The organism is Methylobacterium tarhaniae, assembly GCF_001043955.1.
GTDB lineage: Bacteria > Pseudomonadota > Alphaproteobacteria > Rhizobiales > Beijerinckiaceae > Methylobacterium > Methylobacterium tarhaniae.
The window spans coordinates 1-17,544 of sequence record NZ_LABZ01000181.1; the positions used below are offsets into that span (position 1 = coordinate 1).

17 protein-coding genes and 1 pseudogene are annotated in these 17,544 nt (G+C 70.7%); 10 read left to right on the forward strand and 8 right to left on the reverse strand.

Features of this window, described 5'->3' with window-relative positions; all coding sequences use genetic code 11:
• Positions 1-709: pseudogene (locus VQ03_RS23325) on the reverse strand (hypothetical protein); the annotation flags it as partial.
• 216 nt (positions 710-925) lie between these two features.
• On the opposite strand from VQ03_RS23325, the gene VQ03_RS23330 reads away from it, so the two are divergent.
• The 5 genes from VQ03_RS23330 (at position 926) to VQ03_RS23350 (ending at position 6,159) form a co-directional block, all read left to right on the forward strand.
• Positions 926-2,968: an NAD(+) synthase gene (locus tag VQ03_RS23330; RefSeq protein WP_048453297.1), complete on the forward strand. Its 2,043-nt coding sequence runs from the start codon at positions 926-928 to the stop codon at positions 2,966-2,968.
• 87 nt (positions 2,969-3,055) lie between these two features.
• Positions 3,056-3,691 (forward strand): cysteine hydrolase family protein, encoded by a 636-nt coding sequence (locus tag VQ03_RS23335; protein ID WP_048453310.1) that lies wholly within the window; start codon positions 3,056-3,058, stop codon positions 3,689-3,691.
• Between the two features lie 225 nt (positions 3,692-3,916).
• On the forward strand, positions 3,917-4,144 hold the full coding sequence (locus VQ03_RS23340; RefSeq protein ID WP_048453298.1) for a hypothetical protein: 228 nt from the start codon (positions 3,917-3,919) through the stop codon (positions 4,142-4,144).
• A 137-nt stretch (positions 4,145-4,281) separates the two neighbouring features.
• Positions 4,282-4,671, forward strand: coding sequence for a PilZ domain-containing protein (locus tag VQ03_RS23345; RefSeq protein WP_048453311.1), 390 nt, complete (start codon positions 4,282-4,284; stop codon positions 4,669-4,671).
• A 426-nt stretch (positions 4,672-5,097) separates the two neighbouring features.
• Positions 5,098-6,159 (forward strand): MBL fold metallo-hydrolase, encoded by a 1,062-nt coding sequence (locus VQ03_RS23350; RefSeq protein WP_048453299.1) that lies wholly within the window; start codon positions 5,098-5,100, stop codon positions 6,157-6,159.
• Positions 6,160-6,177: 18 nt separating this feature from the next.
• Here VQ03_RS23350 and hslU read toward each other — a convergent pair whose 3' ends face one another.
• Positions 6,178-7,491 (reverse strand): ATP-dependent protease ATPase subunit HslU, encoded by a 1,314-nt coding sequence (gene hslU, locus VQ03_RS23355; RefSeq protein WP_048453300.1) that lies wholly within the window; start codon positions 7,489-7,491, stop codon positions 6,178-6,180.
• 55 nt (positions 7,492-7,546) lie between these two features.
• Positions 7,547-8,077: an ATP-dependent protease subunit HslV gene (gene hslV, locus VQ03_RS23360; protein ID WP_048431164.1), complete on the reverse strand. Its 531-nt coding sequence runs from the start codon at positions 8,075-8,077 to the stop codon at positions 7,547-7,549.
• Between the two features lie 226 nt (positions 8,078-8,303).
• On the opposite strand from hslV, the gene VQ03_RS23365 reads away from it, so the two are divergent.
• Positions 8,304-8,627: a P-loop nucleotide/nucleoside kinase family protein gene (locus tag VQ03_RS23365; protein ID WP_053078709.1), complete on the forward strand. Its 324-nt coding sequence runs from the start codon at positions 8,304-8,306 to the stop codon at positions 8,625-8,627.
• Between the two features lie 126 nt (positions 8,628-8,753).
• On the opposite strand, the gene VQ03_RS23370 is transcribed toward VQ03_RS23365, so the two are convergent.
• The 5 genes from VQ03_RS23370 to VQ03_RS23390 all read right to left on the reverse strand — a co-directional run bounded on the left by VQ03_RS23370 (position 8,754) and on the right by VQ03_RS23390 (position 13,901).
• Positions 8,754-9,092 (reverse strand): DUF6883 domain-containing protein, encoded by a 339-nt coding sequence (locus VQ03_RS23370; RefSeq protein WP_048453301.1) that lies wholly within the window; start codon positions 9,090-9,092, stop codon positions 8,754-8,756.
• Positions 9,089-9,340 (reverse strand): DUF4926 domain-containing protein, encoded by a 252-nt coding sequence (locus VQ03_RS23375; protein WP_048453302.1) that lies wholly within the window; start codon positions 9,338-9,340, stop codon positions 9,089-9,091. The genes VQ03_RS23370 and VQ03_RS23375 overlap by 4 nt, the downstream gene beginning before the upstream one ends.
• Before the next feature lie 48 nt (positions 9,341-9,388).
• Positions 9,389-10,492 carry an ATP-dependent DNA helicase gene (locus tag VQ03_RS23380; protein ID WP_048453303.1) on the reverse strand — a complete coding sequence of 368 codons (1,104 nt, stop codon included), beginning with the start codon at positions 10,490-10,492 and terminating at the stop codon, positions 9,389-9,391.
• Positions 10,489-12,279 carry a cation:proton antiporter domain-containing protein gene (locus VQ03_RS23385; protein WP_048453304.1) on the reverse strand — a complete coding sequence of 597 codons (1,791 nt, stop codon included), beginning with the start codon at positions 12,277-12,279 and terminating at the stop codon, positions 10,489-10,491. Before VQ03_RS23385 ends, VQ03_RS23380 begins: the two co-directional genes overlap by 4 nt.
• A gap of 302 nt (positions 12,280-12,581) precedes the next feature.
• The gene (locus VQ03_RS23390) at positions 12,582-13,901 is read right to left on the reverse strand and encodes a cystathionine gamma-synthase family protein (protein ID WP_048453305.1); all 1,320 of its coding nucleotides are present in this window, start codon (positions 13,899-13,901) and stop codon (positions 12,582-12,584) included.
• 246 nt (positions 13,902-14,147) lie between these two features.
• Here VQ03_RS23390 and VQ03_RS23395 point away from each other — a divergent pair, with 246 nt between their 5' ends.
• The 4 genes from VQ03_RS23395 to VQ03_RS23410 all read left to right on the forward strand — a co-directional run bounded on the left by VQ03_RS23395 (position 14,148) and on the right by VQ03_RS23410 (position 17,472).
• Complete coding sequence (locus tag VQ03_RS23395; RefSeq protein WP_048453306.1) at positions 14,148-15,377, forward strand: hypothetical protein; 1,230 nt, start codon at positions 14,148-14,150, stop codon at positions 15,375-15,377.
• Complete coding sequence (locus tag VQ03_RS23400; RefSeq protein ID WP_048453307.1) at positions 15,374-16,027, forward strand: hypothetical protein; 654 nt, start codon at positions 15,374-15,376, stop codon at positions 16,025-16,027. The genes VQ03_RS23395 and VQ03_RS23400 overlap by 4 nt, the downstream gene beginning before the upstream one ends.
• 76 nt (positions 16,028-16,103) lie before the next feature.
• Positions 16,104-16,949, forward strand: a complete 846-nt coding sequence (locus VQ03_RS23405) for an AAA family ATPase (RefSeq protein WP_048453308.1) — start codon at positions 16,104-16,106, stop codon at positions 16,947-16,949.
• 4 nt (positions 16,950-16,953) lie between these two features.
• The gene (locus VQ03_RS23410) at positions 16,954-17,472 is read left to right on the forward strand and encodes a SixA phosphatase family protein (RefSeq protein WP_048453309.1); all 519 of its coding nucleotides are present in this window, start codon (positions 16,954-16,956) and stop codon (positions 17,470-17,472) included.
• Positions 17,473-17,544: the final 72 nt, after the last annotated feature.

The following is a 17,544-nucleotide window of genomic DNA, read 5'->3' on the forward strand; positions in this document are numbered from 1 at the left end:
CCGGGCCGGCCGGGGGAATCGGCATGGTCCAGCCGCCGTCGGGGACGAGGGCCGGGTCCGGTGCCCAGGTCGAGGCGCGGTGCGGCGCCGGGGCCTCCGGCGCCACCACCATGATCGGCGGCGCGACGGGCTCGGATTCCGGCAGCGGCACGGGCTCGGAGCGGTAGGCCCGGGCCGGCTCGGCCGGGGGCGGCGTCACAAAGGGCGCAGGCGGAGGCGACCATGCCTCCGGCGCGTGGACGGGTTGCGTCGTGCTGCGGGCCTCCCCGGCGCCGCGGCCGTAGCCATCGCCGGGATCGACGCGGATCTCGGCCTGTCGCGGTGCGGCGGCGCGCGCCGGCGGCTCCGGCCAGGCGGGCGGCGCCGGCGCCGGCGCCGGCGGCCATCCTTCCGGCGCGACGTGGGAGGACGGGCTCACCGCCCGCGCCGGGCGCGGGGCCGGGCTCGCCGCCGGGGCGAAGGGGCTCTGGCTCCACGGCTCAGGCGGCGCCGCTTGCATCGGAGCCGGCTCGTGCGCGTCGGGACGCACCAGGGCGTCGGCCATCCAGCTCGGCGTGGCGCGCCGGCTCAAGGTGTAGTCCCGCTGGGCCGGCGGGGGGGCGGGAGGCGCGAACCGGCGGGCAAGGATCGCCCGCAGGCTCATCACGGTCTGGGCGAGGACGCCGAGGGGGCGCTCCCGACGCTCGGGCGTGCGGAGATGGTCGCGCACTCGCTGGGGCGCGCGCGGCGAAGAGTCGGAGAAGGGTGGCCGTCCCGATTGTCTCATGATGCCGAATGGTGTGTGGGCGGCCCGCGGCCGCGTACGTCGCACCAGTTAGGCACGGCATCGTTAATGCCTGATTAGGCACGAGCCCCGGTACCGGGCGGCGCGCGGGCGCGTTAAGGACCAGGGATGTTTTTCCGGCGAGACGAGGCTGCCCGCGCGATGTTTCGATCCCTCTACCGGCACGGTTTCGCCCGGGTCGCGGCCTGCGTCGGCCGCAGCCACATCGCCGATCCGGACGCCAACGCGGCGGAGATCCGGCAGCTGGCGGAGGCTTGCGACGCGGACGGCGTCGCGGTGGCGGTGTTCCCGGAACTCTGCCTGTCCGCCTACGCCCTGGAGGACCTGCTGCTGCAGGAGACGCTGCTGGAGCGGGTCGAGGCGGCGCTTCTCTCCCTCATCGGGGCCAGCCGCGGGCTGATGCCGGTCCTCGTCGTCGGCGCGCCCCTGCGCCACCGCAACCGGATCTACAACACCGCCGCGGTGATCCATCGCGGCCGGCTGCTCGGGGTGGTGCCGAAGAGCTACCTGCCGAACTACCGCGAGTTCTACGAGAAGCGCCACTTCGCCTCCGGCGCCGGGGTGACGGGCGAGACGATCCGCATCGGCGACACCGAGGCGCCGTTCGGCACCGACCTGCTGTTCCCCGCCGAGGACCTGCCGGGCCTCGTCCTCGGGGTCGAGGTCTGCGAGGACATGTGGATCCCGGTCCCGCCCTCGTCGCTCGCGGCGCTCGCCGGCGCGACCGTGCTCGCCAACCTGTCGGGCAGCCCGATCACCATCGGGCGGGCGGAGAGCCGGGCGCTCCTGTGCCGGTCGGCCTCGTCGCGCTGCCTCTCGGCCTACATCTACGCCGCGGCGGGCCCGGGCGAATCGACCACCGACCTGTCCTGGGACGGCCAGACCGCGATCTACGAGGACGGCGAGGTGCTGGCCGAGGGCGCGCGCTTCCCGTCCGAGCCGCAGGTGACGCTGGCCGATATCGACCTCGACCGCCTGCGCCAGGAGCGGGCCCAGATGGGCAGCTTCGAGGACAATGCCCGCGAGGCGTTGCGGATGGCGCCGGCCTATCGCCGGGTGCCGTTCCGCCTGGCGCCGCCCGACGCCGATCTCGGCTTCCACCGCATCGTCGAGCGCTTCCCCTTCGTGCCGGCCGATCCCTCCCGCCTCGCGCAGGATTGCTACGAGGGCTACAACATCCAGGTCGCCGGCCTCGCCCAGCGCCTCCAGGCGATCGGCACGCGCCGGGTGGTGATCGGCATCTCCGGCGGGCTCGATTCGACCCACGCGCTGATCGTGGCGGCCCGCGCCTTCGACCAGCTCGGCCTGCCGCGCTCGGACATCCTCACCTACACGATGCCGGGCTTCGCCACCTCGGACGAGACCAAGGCCAACGCCCACCGGCTGATGGCCTCGCTGGGCACCCGCGCCGCCGAACTCGACATCCGGCCCGCCGCCCGGCAGATGCTGGCCGACATGGACCACCCGTTCGGGCGCGGCGAGGAGGTCTACGACGTCACCTTCGAGAACGTGCAGGCGGGCTTGCGCACCGACTACCTGTTCCGGCTCGCCAACCAGCACGACGCGATCGTGATCGGCACCGGCGATCTGTCGGAGCTGGCGCTCGGCTGGTGCACCTACGGCGTCGGGGACCAGATGTCCCATTACGCGGTCAATGCCGGGGTGCCCAAGACCCTGATCCAGCACCTGATCCGCTGGGTGATCGCGTCGGGCCAGTTCTCCGCGGAAGTCGGCCGCACCCTGGAGGCGATCCTGGAGACCGAGATCTCGCCCGAGCTGGTGCCGGCGCGGGAGGGCGAGACGATCCAGAGCACCGAATCGAAGATCGGGCCTTACGCGCTACAGGACTTCAACCTGTTCTACACGTTGCGCTACGGCTACCGCCCCTCGAAGATCGCCTTCCTGTCGCTGATGGCCTGGGAGGATGCCGGCCGCGGCCCCTGGCCGCCCGGCTTCCCTGAGGCGAAGCGGGGGGCTTACGCCCTGCCGGAAATTCGAGCCTGGCTCGCGGTGTTCCTGCGGCGCTTCTTCGGCTTCAGCCAGTTCAAGCGCTCGGCCCTGCCGAACGGGCCGAAGGTGGCGGCGGGCGGCGCCCTCTCGCCCCGGGGCGACTGGCGCGCGCCCTCGGACGGCAATGCCCGTGCCTGGCTCGACGAGCTGGAGCGCAACGTCCCGCAGGGATGAGGCAAGAAACCCCATGGGGGTATGAGCGTTGGTCGGGCCCCGGGGCCGAGAGGAGCCCCCTGCACGGGAGCCCGATCCATGGCCGCCATGCCGTCCGACACCGACGCCCTGCCGAACGGCCCCCTGGATGAGAGCGCGGTGCATGTCTGCGTCGACATGCAGAACCTCTTCGCCCGGGAGACCGCCTGGCACACGCCGTGGATGGACCGCGTGCTGCCGCGGGTCGTCCACCTCGCATCGGCGGTGCCGGAGCGCACGCTGTTCACCCGTTTCGTCCCGGCCCGCCATCCAGGGGAGGGACGGGGCTGCTGGAAGCGCTACTGGGAGCGCTGGGCCGAGATGACGGTGGAGCGCCTCGGCGAGGAGATGGTGGAGCTGGTGCCGGACCTCGCGGCGCTCACGCCGCCGGGCCAGGTGATCGACAAGGCCGTCTACTCGCCCTGGATGGAGCCGGGCCTGGAAGGGGCGCTCCGGGCGCGCCGGGCCGAGACCCTGGTGATCACCGGCGGCGAGACCGATGTCTGCGTGCTCGCCACCGTGCTCGGCGCCGTCGACCGCGGCTACCGCATCGTGCTCGCCACCGACGCGGTCTGCTCCTCGTCGGACGAGACCCACGATGCCATGATGACGCTCTACCGGCAACGCTTCGGCCAGCAGCTCGAAGTCGCGACGATCGCCCAGATCCTGCGTAACTGGAATTGTTCCGAAATTCCGGCACGATGATGCGCCGCACCATGCGGTCACCCGTGCGTCTCGGCATCATTTCTCACGTCATTCGGAGTGTCTCTGATCACACGATCTCGTGATGACTGCCGGCTCTGCAACCCATCACCCAACGTCATTGCCAGGATTGCGGTAGCGCAGACCGGCAGGTCCTGACATAGTCTCGGCCAAATCAGCCGTTAGCGAATGGACGCCATGGCAGCACCTGCGAGCGGAGGCGATCCGATGCGAAGCTACAACCTGTTCTGCCTGAAGGGCCTCGACGGCCTGGTCTGCGCGGTGCCGGAGGACTACGCTGTGCCGGCCTTCGTCACCGAGGCGCGCTGGGCCTTCGGCGGCAAGCTCGACGGTAGCAAGCCGGACCCCACCGGCTTCGACGGTGCCGCGGCCGCGACGGCGGTCCGCTTCAACGGCTTCTACCTGTTCCAGAGCATGTCCCAGGCGCAGGGCTGAGAGCCTCGCCCCGCGAACGGCCCCGTTTCCCTCGCACGAATCGCAGATCGTGGCGAGCATTCCTTAAAGGTCGGTGAGGCAGTCTCGCGGGCATCCGAAACCCGCGAGGCCGAACGGGGCTGGCCGCCATGTCCGACATGTCCGAGTTGCGCAGGGAGACCCGCCTGCGGACCTTCCTGAAGGGACGCATCATCTTCAACAACGGCAATTCCAGCATGGATTGCCTGGTCCGGGACCTCTCTCCCTCGGGCGCCCGGCTGATGCTCAGCCAGACCGCGACGCTGCCGGACGGCTTCGACCTCCTCATCCCGGCCAAGGACCGCAGCCACAAGGCGACGCTGCGCTGGCGCAAGGCGGACAGCATCGGCGTGACCTTCGCGGACGAGGCGGCCCGTCCGGCCTCGAGCACCGCGGACCCCGCTCCGGCGGCTCTGCTCGCCCGCATCCACGAACTGGAAACCGAGAATGCGACCTTGCGCCGCCTGCTGAAGGAAGCGGAGATGATGGCGCTGGAGCGCACGCTCTGAACGGCGCTGCACGGCGCAACGCTGCTCAGATCCTTGTTTCCTGCATCGTTTTCACCGCCGAACCGGTGACCACTTCGGCGAATGACGCTTCGCGTTCAGCTCGGGCTCGAAACGGACGAAGGGCCACCCCGTCGCCAGGGCAGCCCTTCCATTGCCGAACCGCGGTCCGACTGGTCGATCAGAATCGTTCACCGATTCTGGATTGTTCGTCGTATGCTCAGGCCGTGAAGCCGGAGGCGACGATCCAGGTCCGGTGCGCAGACGACCGCGGCTGATGACAATGAGACACTGGATCACCTCCTTTCCTGTTGTTGCCGATGATCCGAATGTAAGGATTCATCGGCCTTGCGCAATCCGTTTCGGGCGCGGCGAAGGGTCCGCATATCGGCACCTTGACCTTCGCCGTCATGCGGTCATCTCCAGCGCATGAAGAACCGTGGCTTCCTCAAGTTCGCCAGCGCCATGACGGTGATGACGCTCGGCGGCGTCGGCTACGCCGCCCACAAGCGCAGCCGCAACCCCTATTACCAGGGTCCGGTCAGCGACCACTTCGACGGCGTGCGGTTCTTCTCGCCGGGGCAGCCGACGGACAAGGATGTGGGCGAGCTGGCGCGCTGGCAGCTCGGCGGCGGCCGGGAGGCGTGGCCCGCCCGCTTCCCGAGCCCCTTTCCGCAGGACACTCCCCCTGAGCGGATCGAGGGTCTGCGGATCGTCCATATCGGGCATGCCAGCCTGCTGATCCAGGTGGCGGGCCGCAACATCCTGGTCGACCCGGTCTACGCGACGCGCGCGAGCCCGGTGGGCTTCGCCGGGCCGAAGCGCGTCAACCCGCCGGGCATCGCCTTCGCGGCGCTCCCGCCCATCGACGCGGTGCTGATCACCCACAACCACTACGACCATCTCGACGGGGCGATCCTCGCCCGACTCTGGGCCGAGCACGCGCCGACCTTCGTGGCGCCGCTGGGCAACGACGCGATCATCCGCACCTACGACGCCACCATCCCGGTCGAGACCCGGGATTGGGGCGGCTCGGTCGATCTCGGAGACGGGATCGTCGTGCATCTGGTGCCGGCCAACCACTGGTCGGCACGGGGGGTGAACGACAAGCGCATGGCCCTGTGGTGCGCCTTCGTGCTCACCACCCCGCAGGGCGTGCTCTACCATGTCGGCGATACCGGCTACGGCGACGGGGCGATCTTCCGGGATCTGCGCGAGCGCTTCGGCGCGCCGCGCCTCGCCACCTTGCCGATCGGCGCCTACGAGCCGCGCTGGTTCATGCAGGCCCAGCACATGAACCCGGAGGAGGCGGTGCGGGTCTTTCGCGAGGTCGGGGCCGAGCAGGGCCTGGGCCATCACTGGGGCACGTTCCGGCTCACCAACGAGGGCGTGGCGGAGCCGGCCGAGGCTCTGGGGCGGGCGCTCGCGGCGGCGGAGGTGCCGTCGGAGCGGTTCCTGGCGATGCGGCCGGGGCAAGTATGGGGCGGATAGGGTCCGCCCCATCGGGACTCAGAGGATGAACCGGCTCAGATCCGCGTTCTGCGCCAGGCTCTCGACCCGGTCGCGGACGTAACCCGCATCGATCGTCACCGTCTCGCCGGAGCGGTCGGGAGCGGTGAAGGACACGTCGTCGAGGACCCGCTCCAGCACGGTCTGGAGCCGGCGCGCGCCGATATTCTCGACCGAGGAATTCACGTCGACGGCGACCTTGGCCAGCGCATCGATGGCATCGTCGGTGAAGTCGATCGTCACGCCTTCGGTCGCCATCAGGGCCACCGCCTGCTTGGTCAGGCTCGCCTCGGTCTCGGTGAGGATGCGGCGGAAATCGTCGACGGTGAGGGGGTTCAGCTCGACCCGGATCGGCAGACGCCCCTGAAGTTCCGGCAGGAGGTCGGAGGGCTTCGAGACGTGGAAGGCGCCGCTGGCGATGAACAGAATGTGGTCGGTCTTCACCGGCCCGTGCTTGGTCGCCACCGTGGTGCCCTCGATCAAGGGCAAGAGGTCGCGCTGCACGCCCTCGCGGGAGACGTCGGCGCCGGAGCGGCCTTCCCGGGCGCAGATCTTGTCGATCTCGTCGAGGAAGACGATGCCGTTATCCTGCACGTCGCGCAGGGCCTCTTGCACCACGCTGTCCTGGTCGAGGAGCTTGTCGGATTCCTCGCTGATCAAGGGCGCGTAGGCGTCGCGCACGGTCATCCGCCGCGGCTTGCCCTTCTGGCCGCCGAGCGCCTTTCCGAGCATGTCGCCGAGATTGATCGCCCCCATGGCGGCACCGGGCATGCCCGGGATCTCGAACATCGGCAGGCCCTGCGGCGCGCCCGCCGCCAGTTCCAGCTCGACCTCCTTGTCGTCGAGCTCGCCGGCGCGCAACCGGCGGCGGAAGGCGTCGCGGGTGGCCTGGCTCGCGGTCGGGCCGACGAGGGCGTCGAGCACGCGGTTCTCGGCCGCGCCCTCAGCCTTGGCCTGGACGCCCCGGCGCTTCTCCTCGCGCTTGAGGCCGATGCCGATCTCGACGAGGTCGCGCACGATCTGCTCGACGTCGCGGCCGACATAGCCGACCTCCGTGAACTTCGTCGCCTCGACCTTCAGGAACGGCGCCCCGGCGAGCCGCGCCAGGCGGCGCGAGATCTCGGTCTTGCCGCAGCCGGTCGGGCCGATCATCAGGATGTTCTTCGGCGCCACCTCCTCGCGGAGCGGACCCTGGAGCTGCTGGCGGCGCCAGCGGTTGCGCAATGCGATCGCGACCGCGCGCTTCGCGTCGCCCTGGCCGACGATGTAGCGGTCGAGTTCGGAGACGATTTCGCGGGGAGAGAAGGTGGTCATGAGGCTCTTCGGGCGGGCCCACGGCCCTGTGCGAGGGGGGTGCGGCGGGGGCCGGTCAGGCCGCGTCCAGGCTCTCGATCACCAAGCTGCCGTTGGTGTAGACGCAGATCTCGGCGGCGATCCGCATGGCGCGGCGCACGATCGCCTCGGCGTCGAGGTCCTGCTCCTCCAGCGCCCGGGCGGCGGCCAGCGCGTAGTTGCCGCCCGAGCCGATCGCCATCACGCCGCCCTCGGGCTCAAGCACGTCGCCGGCGCCGGAGAGGAGCAGGCTCACGTCCTTGTCGGCCACCAGCATCATCGCCTCGAGGCGGCGCAGGTAGCGGTCGGTGCGCCAGTCCTTGGTCAGCTCGACGCAGGCCCGGGTGAGCTGGCCCGGATACTGCTCCAGCTTGGCCTCCAGCCGCTCGAACAGCGTGAAGGCGTCGGCGGTGGCGCCGGCGAAGCCCCCGATCACCGAGCCCTTGGCGAGGCGGCGGACCTTGCGGGCATTGCCCTTGACGATGGTCTGGCCGAGGCTGACCTGCCCGTCGCCCCCGATCACCACCCGGCCGCCCTTGCGCACCATCAGGATCGTCGTCGCATGCATGCGGGGGGCGCCCCCCGCGTCGTCGTTGGCCAAGGATGTCTCTCCGGGGCAGGCTGTCTCGATCGTGCTGCGGCGTAGGTGGGGGTTCGCGGGGCGTTCGTCCAGCGGGGCGGAAGCGGGAGTGGTCGTCCGGGTGCCTGCCGGACGCAGCGTGATAGGCTGAGGCAAGGCCCAAGCGGCGCGCCGCTGCCCCTGACCGTGATCGCAACCGTCGAAGGGCTGCTCCATGCTGATCGTGTTCGCCGGCCTGCCCGGGACCGGGAAGACCACCATCTCCCGCGCCGTCGCCCAAGCCCTCGCGGCGACCCATCTCCGCATCGACATCATCGAGCAGACGATCCGGGATGCGGGCGTGCCGACCGGCACCGTTGGCGCGTCGGGCTATGCGGTGGCGCAGGCACTGGCGGGCGCAAATCTCGGCGACGGACGGGTCGTCGTGGCCGATTGCGTCAATCCGGTCGGGGCCAGCCGCGAGGGATGGCGGGCGGTGGCCGCCCGTGCCGGAGTGCGGCTGGTCAAAGCTGTGGGACCGGCCGCGCCTTGTCATTGACAGCGCGGCCTTGTCACCTTCCCAGGCCGTTGCCGCCGTGCTCGGGATCGCGGCGTCTGACCCGTTAGCCTGAGATCCCGCCCGGCGTACATCGCTCGGCGCGCGACTCGACCGGCACTCATCGCGTCAGGTGAGCGGCACGGCAGTCAAGAGACGCCACATCAATCCGTCCTGCAATTGCCAGACGCTGCGGACCCGGGGCCGGCGCCCGTCCGGCGTCTCCATCGGTCCTTCGACGATCATCCGGCGGCAGGGGCCGAGCTCCACGGAGCGCAGGATGCACCGAGCGTCGGTGGCCTGCATGATGAGAGCTTCCGCCATGATCTCGGGCTGGCCGGGATCGAAGCCAAAGGCCAGGAAGAACCGCGCTTTCGGGCCGCCTTTGGGATGATCGACGTTCAGCAAGTGATGAACGAGCTTGCTGCCGGGCACTTCGAGGGCAGGCCGCCACTCATCCTCGCTCAAGGCACCGAGCGTCCGACGCGCACGAGATCGGCGGCCTTCACGGTCGCCAGCGCTCCCATCGGCTCCGGAAACTCGACGTCATAGGCCTCGCCGGCGTTCCATACGGCGACGACCGTGCCTTCGGTCCCGGCGGTGATCGTGTCCCCGTCGTCGGTCGTCACGTCGGTCGTAATACGGACATCGTCGAGCTCCCGGAGCAGGGCGCCGGGCTCGGCGTTCCGCAAGGTGTAGGACACTTCGATCGACATGCCGGCAGGGTACCGCACGCGCGCGGATGCGCAAGGTGCTCGGCGACCCTACACCACCACGGTGATCGCCTCCGCCGCCCGGGTCAGCGCCGTGTAGAGCCAGCGTGCCCGGTGCTCGCGGAAGGCGTAGGATTCGTCGAACAGCACGACCTTGTCCCATTGCGACCCCTGCGCCTTATGCACGGTGAGCGCGTAGCCGTAGGTGAATTCCTCGGTCTCGCGGCGCAGGATCGCCGGCACCTCCTCCTCGCTGCCGGCGATGACCGAGCGCAGGACCCGGATGTCCTGGGGCTTGCGGCGGAGCGCCGGATCGTCCTCCGGCACCACGTCGAGGCGCACGAGGTCGGGGCGGGGGGCGGCGCGCAGGGCCTGGACGGTCCAGGTCGAGCCGTTGAGCAGGCCCTTGGTGCGGTCGTTGCGCAGGCAGACCAGCTTCTCGCCCACCGCCGGCATCGGGTCGGCATGGCCGATCAGCTCGCGGATGCGGCCGTTATAGAGCCGCCGGGTGCGGTTCATCCCGACCAGCACCTGGTCGGCGGCGAGCACCGTCTGGGGGTCGATGTCGCGGCGCGGGATCACCCGGCTCTCGCCATAGGCACCGAATTCCAGCCGCCCGCCCTCGCGGACCGTCATGGCGAGGCGCACGATCGGGTTGTCGGCGGCCTGGCGATGAACCTCGGTCAGCATCACGTCGGGCTCGGCCTCGGTGAAGAAGCCGCCGCCCTTCACCGGCGGCAGTTGCGCCGGGTCGCCGAGCACCAGGACCGGCGTGCCGAAGGAGAGCAGGTCGTTGCCGAGGTCGCCGTCGACCATCGAGCATTCGTCGATCACGACGAGGGCCGCCTTGCTCACCGGCCCGGTGCGGTTGAGGGTGAAGGCGGGCCCGCCCTCGGTATCCTCGCGGGTGCGGTAGATCAGGCTGTGGATGGTCGAGGCGTCGGGGCAGCCGCGGGCGCGCATGACCGAGGCCGCCTTGCCCGTATAGGCGCCGAAGAGCACCCCGCCCTCGACATCCTCGGCGAGGCGCCGGGCGAGGGTGGTCTTGCCGGTGCCGGCGAAACCGAACAGGCGGAAGACCTGCGGGGTGCCGCGCTTGAGCCAGTCCGACACCGCCTTGAGCGCCGCCTCCTGCTGGGAGCCGAGGCTGGTCAAGGCGCCTTCCCCACGGTGCGGCGGGCCTGGAAGGGGGCGGCCGGCGGCGCCTCCTTGCGCCGCAGGAGGGCCCGGAACTCGTCGCGGCGCTCGTGGATCGAGGCGATCACCAGCCCCATCGGCACCCCGACATCGACCAGAACGGCTTCCGAGAGCTGGAGCGAGGCCTCGATCGTCTCCGGCACCGCGTCGTCGACGCCCATCTCGTAGAGGGCGGTGGCGTGGCGGGCGTCGCGCGCCCGGGCGACGATGGTGAGGTCCGGCCGCTCGGCGCGGGCGGCGGCCACCACCGCCTCGACGGCGCGGGGCTGGTCGAGGGTCACCACGAGGGCGCGGGCGGTGTCGATGCCGCAGCGGCGCAGGAGTTCGGGATTGGCCGAATCGCCGAAATAGACCGGGTTGCCGAGGCGGCGCTGGTCGGCGACGCGGGCGGCATCCATGTCGAGCGCGATGTAGGGCACCTTGTGGCGGGCCAGCATCTCGGCGACGAGCCTCCCGACCCGGCCGTAGCCCGCGACGATCACCCGGCCGGGCTGGCGCTCCGGCGGCGGCGGCTCGGCCCGGGCCCGGCCGAGCGACGTCCGGTCGATCCGCCGGCCGAGGCGGCGGGCGAGCGCCGCGAGGCCGGGGATCATCACCATCGTGGCGGTGGTGACGACGAGCGCCGCCTGGCCGAGATCGTCGGGCACGAGGCCGGCGGCCAGCGCGCTGCCGACGAGCACGAAGGCGAACTCGCCGCCGGGCCCGAGCAGGAGTGCCGATTCGAGCGCCACCGCCCGGGGCAGGCGCAGGGCCATGCCGACGCCCAAGATCACCCCGCCCTTGAGGATGAGGAGGCCGAGGGCGAGGCCGAGGATGGTGAGCGGCGTCTTCATCAGCACCGCCGGGTCGATCCCCATGCCGACCGAGACGAAGAACACGCCGAGAAGCAGGCCCTTGAACGGGTCGATCGTCGCCTCGATCGCCCGGCGATACTCGGTCTCCGCCAAGAGCAGCCCGGCCACGAAGGCGCCGAGCGTCATCGACAACCCGCTGGCCGCCGCGACGAGCGCCGTCGCGGCGATGACGAGGAGGCAGGCCGCCATGAAGAGTTCGGGGCTGCGGGTGCGGGCGACGAGCTGGAACAGCGGCCTCAAGCCCAGCCGTCCGGCGACGACCAGCAGCCCGAGCGCCACCGCCGCCTGGCCCAGCGCCAGAGCGAGGCCGGTCACCGCATCGCTGTCCTTGCGGCCGAGCACCGCGATGGCGAACAGGACGGGGGCGACGGCGAGATCCTGGAACAGCAGCACCGCGAAGCTCGCCCGCCCGGCCGGCGTGTTGAGCCGCTTCTGCTCGGCCAGCACGGGCAGCACGATGGCGGTGGAGGAGAGGGCCAGCGCCAGCCCGACCAGGATCGCGGCGGTGGGCGAGACGTCGAGCGCCATCAGCACCGCACCGACGAGGAGGCTCGACACCGCCACCTGCAGCGAGCCGAGGCCGAAGACGAGGCGGCGCAGGATGCGCAGGCGCTCCCAGGACAGCTCGACCCCGATCATGAACATCAGGAAGACCACGCCGAGCTCGGCCAGATGCGCGATCTCGGTGCGGCTCGAGATCGTCACCGCCCCGAGCCAGGGCACCGTCTCGGTGAGGCGCCCGAGGCCCGAGGGCCCGAGGAGCGCGCCGGCCCCGATGAAGCCGAGGACCGGGCTGACGCGCAGGCGATGGAACAGCGGCACCACGATCCCCGCGGTGACCAGGAACAGGATGACCTCCTTGTAGGAGCCGGACGCGGCGTGCTCGGTCATCGGGAGCGGCGGGGCCTCTCTTCGCGGGCTGTCGGGCAGGCGAGCACCCCGCCGCGCGGGCAGCCGGGGACCTCGCGGCCATCTTGCGGAGGGAGGCCGGCGGGGCAAGCCGAAACGGCGGGTGGGCCGGCGTTTTCATGCCGGTCCATGACCGCGTTCCGCGCTTTCGCAGCCGGCATCGGACGGTCGGCCGCCTCGCCAAGCCGAGTCTATGACGATGGCGGGTCCGGGTTCCGTGAGCCGGATCGAGCGAGCGCCCGGGTAACCGGGCGCCCGCGCATGACCGCGGATCTCGAAAAAACTCACCCCAAGGTCGCGAGCGCCGCCTCCAGGTCCGCTGCCAGGTCCTCCGGATGCTCGATGCCGATCGAGACCCGGATCGTCGCGTCGGTGACGCCGAGCCGGTCGCGCATCTCCTTGGGCACCCCCGAATGGGTCGTGGAGGCCGGATGGCTCGCGAGCGACTCGGTGCCCCCTAAGCTCACCGCGAGCTTGAACAGCTGGAGCGCATTGAGCACCCGGAACGCCTCGGCCTCCCCGCCGACGACGTCGAACGAGAAGGTCGAGCCCGGGGCGGCGCATTGCGCGGCGTAGACCCGTGCCGCGCCGGAGCCGGGTTCGAGATGGCCGAGATGGTGCAGCTTCGTCACCTTCGGGTGGGCGCGCAAGCGTTCGGCGATGATCTCGCCGTTGCGGTTGGCCTTCTCCATGCGCAGGGTCAGTGTCTCGAGCGAGCGCCCGAGCATCCAGCAGGAATGCGGGTCGAGCTGGGTGCCGATCGCCGAGCGCAGGAGCCGCACCGGCTTCATCCGGGCCGCCGCGCCGAGGGCCGCCCCGGCGATGAGGTCGGAATGGCCGCCGACATACTTCGTCAGCGAGTAGACCGAGATGTCGGCGCCGTGGTGCAGGGGGTGCTGGAAGAGGGGGCCGAGCAGGGTGTTGTCGCAGACCACCACCGGGGCCTGTCCGCCCTGGCGGGCGCCGATCCGGTCGGCCACCTGACGCACCAGCCCGAGATCGACCAGGGTGTTGAGGGGATTGGACGGCGTCTCGACCATCACGACGCTGACGCGCCCGCCATTCTCCTTCGCCAGCGCCTCCGCGGCATCGGCCGCCGCCGTCACGCTGCCTTCGTCGGCGCCGTCCTGGAAGCCGACGGCGCCGATACGCAGGCCCGCCAGCGTCTTGGCGATCAGCGTCTCGGTGCCGCCGTAGAGCGGCTGGGAATGCAGCACCACGTCGCCGGGCCGGGCATGGGTCAGGATCACGGTGGCGATGGCCGACATGCCCGACGAGAACAGGAGGGCGGCTTCCGCCTCCTCGAACACCGCCAGGCGATCCTCGACGATCTCGCTGTTGGGGTGGTTGAAGCGGGAATAGACCAGGCCCGCCGCCTCGCCGGCCGGCGGCTCGCGCCGCCCCGAGACGTAGTCGAAAAACGCCTTGCCGTGCTCGGCGGAGGTGAACACGAAGGTCGAGGTGAGGAAGACCGGCGGCTTCACCGCGCCCTCCGAGAGGGCGGGGTCGTAGCCGTAGCCGAGCATCAGGGTCTCGGGGTTCAGCCGGCGGTTGCCCAACCTGTCCTTATGGTAGCGGTCCTTGTGGTAGCGGTCATCCGACATGCGGGGCCTCGCTCCAGTCTGGCGACGCCGTCGCGCGGCGTCGGTTCTTCGGCGCGACGACCGCGCCACAAGCGCGTTCTAACGCGATCCACGGCGTTTTGCGGTGCGTAAACCGCGCCCCGGACGCTGCGCCGCGGCAAGCCCCGCTCGCCCAGGGCGCATTTTCGGCGCAAAACCCGCATAGCGTGAAGGATTGAGATTCCGTGTACGCGGCCGCTCCCCTAAGCGGCCGGACGAGGAGCCGAGATGGGCCGACAGCCTCCCGATCGGGTGGTGGTGCGCGAGAAGCGCGCCTGGACCGACGAGACCGACGCCTGGAAGCAGGACCGGGCGATCCGCAAGGGTTACCGCATCCGCTGGGGCTACGTGGCCATCGCCTACCTGGTCGAGGCGCTGGTGATCTGCACCTCGCTCGCGGGCGCCTGGTTCTTCGCCGAGACCTATGCCGACCGCCACGACCAGAGCTTCTGGTTCATGCTGCTGGCGCCGGTCGTCTACGCGGCGATCGAGCTGTGCCGGGTGCCGCTCGGCATCCTGATCCGGGTCCAGCGCGACTGGCTGATCAAGAGCCTGGCGATCGTCGGCATCGTGATGGCGGCGGGCGTGACCACCAAGTCGGTGTCGCAGCTCGGCGAGATGATGTTCCATCCCCGCCTCGCCGAGGCCTCGAAGGCCCGCACGATCCTGAAGGAAGCGGAGGCCGACCGCGGCACGATCGACAACCGCATCGCCCAGGCCGATGCCCGGGTGGCGCAGTACACGGCGGAGGCCGCGGCCCTCGAGAAGCGCACCACGGAGGCCTCCGCCCAGCTCGCCGGGCTGCCGGGGCAGCGCTGCGAGCGCCTGTCGGGCACCAACAGCCGCGGCAAGCGCTACAATTATCTGCGCTGCGTCACCGATCCGCGCACCGCCACCATCGCGGGCAGCCTGAAATCCGCCGGCGACGAGCGGGCTTTGGTCGCCAAGAACCTGGCCGAGGCCCGGGCCGCCCGGGCCCAGCTCGACCGCGCCGCCGCCGACCGCCGGGTGACGGAAGCCGAAGGCGCCTATCGCGACGCGGTGCGGCGCTCGCAGCTCCACTCCTTCACCGCCATGGTCTACGGGGCCGACCCGATCGACGTCACCGACCAGCAGGTCCACGCTTTCCTGCGCATCTTCGTCTTCGCGCCGGCCCTCTGCGCCGCCTTCGCCTCGACGCTGCTCGCGCTCTGCGCCGTGCAGGTGCGCAAGACCTATCGCGACGAGGACGACCTCGACGCGATGATGCAGCCCGAGGGCGTGCCGCTGCTCCTCAACCAGATGGCCGAGAGCGCGACCCAGATCCAGGACGCGCAGCGGGCGATGCGCGAGGCCGCGGTGGCCTCCGGCGCCGCGATCCCCCTCGACCAGCGCCGCTCGCCGACCGTGCCGCAGGCCGGCACGCCCCCGGCGCCGCCTGCACGCGACGACGACCGCATCGAGAGGCCGAGACCGTGAGCTACCTCGCACCGGGCACGCCGGAGAACGTGGCGCTCGCCCAGCACGTCAACGGGCGCCTGCGGGCCGAGGCCCGGATCTCCAACGCCCGCGCCTTCCTGTTCCGGGCGATCGGCCTCGGGGCCTTCGTGGGGCTGGCCGGCGCCGGGCTGGGGGCCGCCTTCTACGGCTACGCGACGATGAACGAGGTCGGCAACGCCTCCGACAAGCTCGCGAAGGCCCTGACCCAGGCCCTCGAGACCACGACGCTCAAGACGAGCGGAGAGGTCCGGCTCACCGACAACACCCTCAAGATCGAGGGCGGGGTACCGGCGGGCAAGGGCCGTCCCGACGTGTCCTCGCTCACCGGCAACCAGGGCAAGTCGGAAGCGCCCGCCAGCGCCGCCGTGCGCACGAGCTTCACGGTGTTCAAGACCGTGCCCTATCTCGACGGCTCGATCGTCACCGGCTGGAACTTCAAGGGCGACGAGCAGAAGCCCGAGAAGCAGTATTGCTACGTGACGAGGCCCCAGACCTTCGGCGACGGCGCCACCTCGAACCAGACCACCGTGGCGATCGACGGCGAGCTGCTGCCGCAGCCGGCCCGCTCGGAAGTGAACTTTTCGGTGATCGCCCGCAGCTGCGTGTGGTTCGATCCGTCGAAGCTGTGAGGCGTGCGGGGCTCGCCAGCGCCGCCATCGCCGCATAGGTTCGGGGCAACTCCCCCAAGGACGTGACACGAGCCCGATGCGATTCACCGGAACCGAGAGCTACGTCGCCACCGGCGACCTCACCGTCGCGGTCAACGCCGCCATCACCCTGGAGCGGCCGCTCCTCGTCAAGGGCGAGCCGGGCACCGGCAAGACCGTGCTGGCGGAGGAGATCGCCCGGGGCTTGGGTGCCCCGCTGCTCACCTGGCACATCAAGTCGACCACCAAGGCGCAGCAGGGCCTCTACGAGTACGACGCGGTCTCGCGCCTGCGCGACTCGCAGCTCGGCGACCCGCGGGTGTCGGACATCGCCAACTACATCCGCCGCGGCAAGCTGTGGGAGGCCTTCACCGCCCCCGAGCGGCCGGTGCTCCTGATCGACGAGATCGACAAGGCCGACATCGAGTTCCCGAACGACCTGCTGCTCGAACTCGACCGGATGGAGTTCCACGTCTACGAGACCGGCGAGACCGTGCGGGCGGCGCGCCGGCCGATCGTCATCATCACCTCGAACAACGAGAAGGAGCTGCCGGACGCCTTCCTGCGCCGCTGCTTCTTCCACTACATCAAGTTCCCGGACGCCGACACGCTGAAGGCCATCGTCGACGTGCATTACCCGGGCATCAAGCAGCGCCTCGTCGAGGAGGCCCTGCGGGTCTTCTTCGAGGTGCGCGAGGCGCCCGGCCTGAAGAAGAAGCCGTCGACCTCGGAACTGCTCGACTGGCTGAAGCTCCTCATGGCCGAGGATATCGGCCCGGAGCAATTGCGCGAGCGCGATCCCCGCAAGCTGATCCCGCCGCTGCACGGGGCGCTCCTAAAGAACGAGCAGGATGTCGGGCTGTTCGAGAAGCTCGCTTTCCTGAACCGCCGCGAGGGACGCTAGAGCCATGCGCCGCCTGATCCTCCTTCGCCACGCCAAGTCCGACTGGCCGGACGGCACGTCGGACGTCGACCGGCCGCTCGCCCCCCGCGGCAAGGAGGCCGCACCCAAGATGGCCGCCTATCTGGCGGCGGAGGGGCTGATCCCCGACCGGGTGCTGGTCTCGCCGGCCCGGCGCACGAAAGAAACCTGGGACCTCGTCAAGCCGGCCCTCGGGGCGGCGCCGGAGGAGACCGTGCCGCAGATCTACGAGGCCCCGGTCTCGCGCCTGCTCGACGTGGTGCATGCCATCCCGGACGAGGTCGGAACCGCCCTGATGATCGGGCACAATCCGGGCTTCCAGGATCTCGCCCGCCTGCTCTCCAAGCCGGGCGAGGCGCGGCGGACGCTGACCAAGAAATACCCGACGGCAGCGGTCACGGTGATCGACCTGCCCGTCGATTCGTGGGCCAAGGTCGAGGCCGGGGAGGGGAATGTCGAGCGGTTCGTGACGCCGAAGAGCCTGGGCCACGGCGAGGACGAGTAGGCGAAGGGGTGGTGCAGCCGTCGATGTGACCGAAGCAGAGCTGTCTCGGAAAGGCACGGGCTTCCCCTCTCC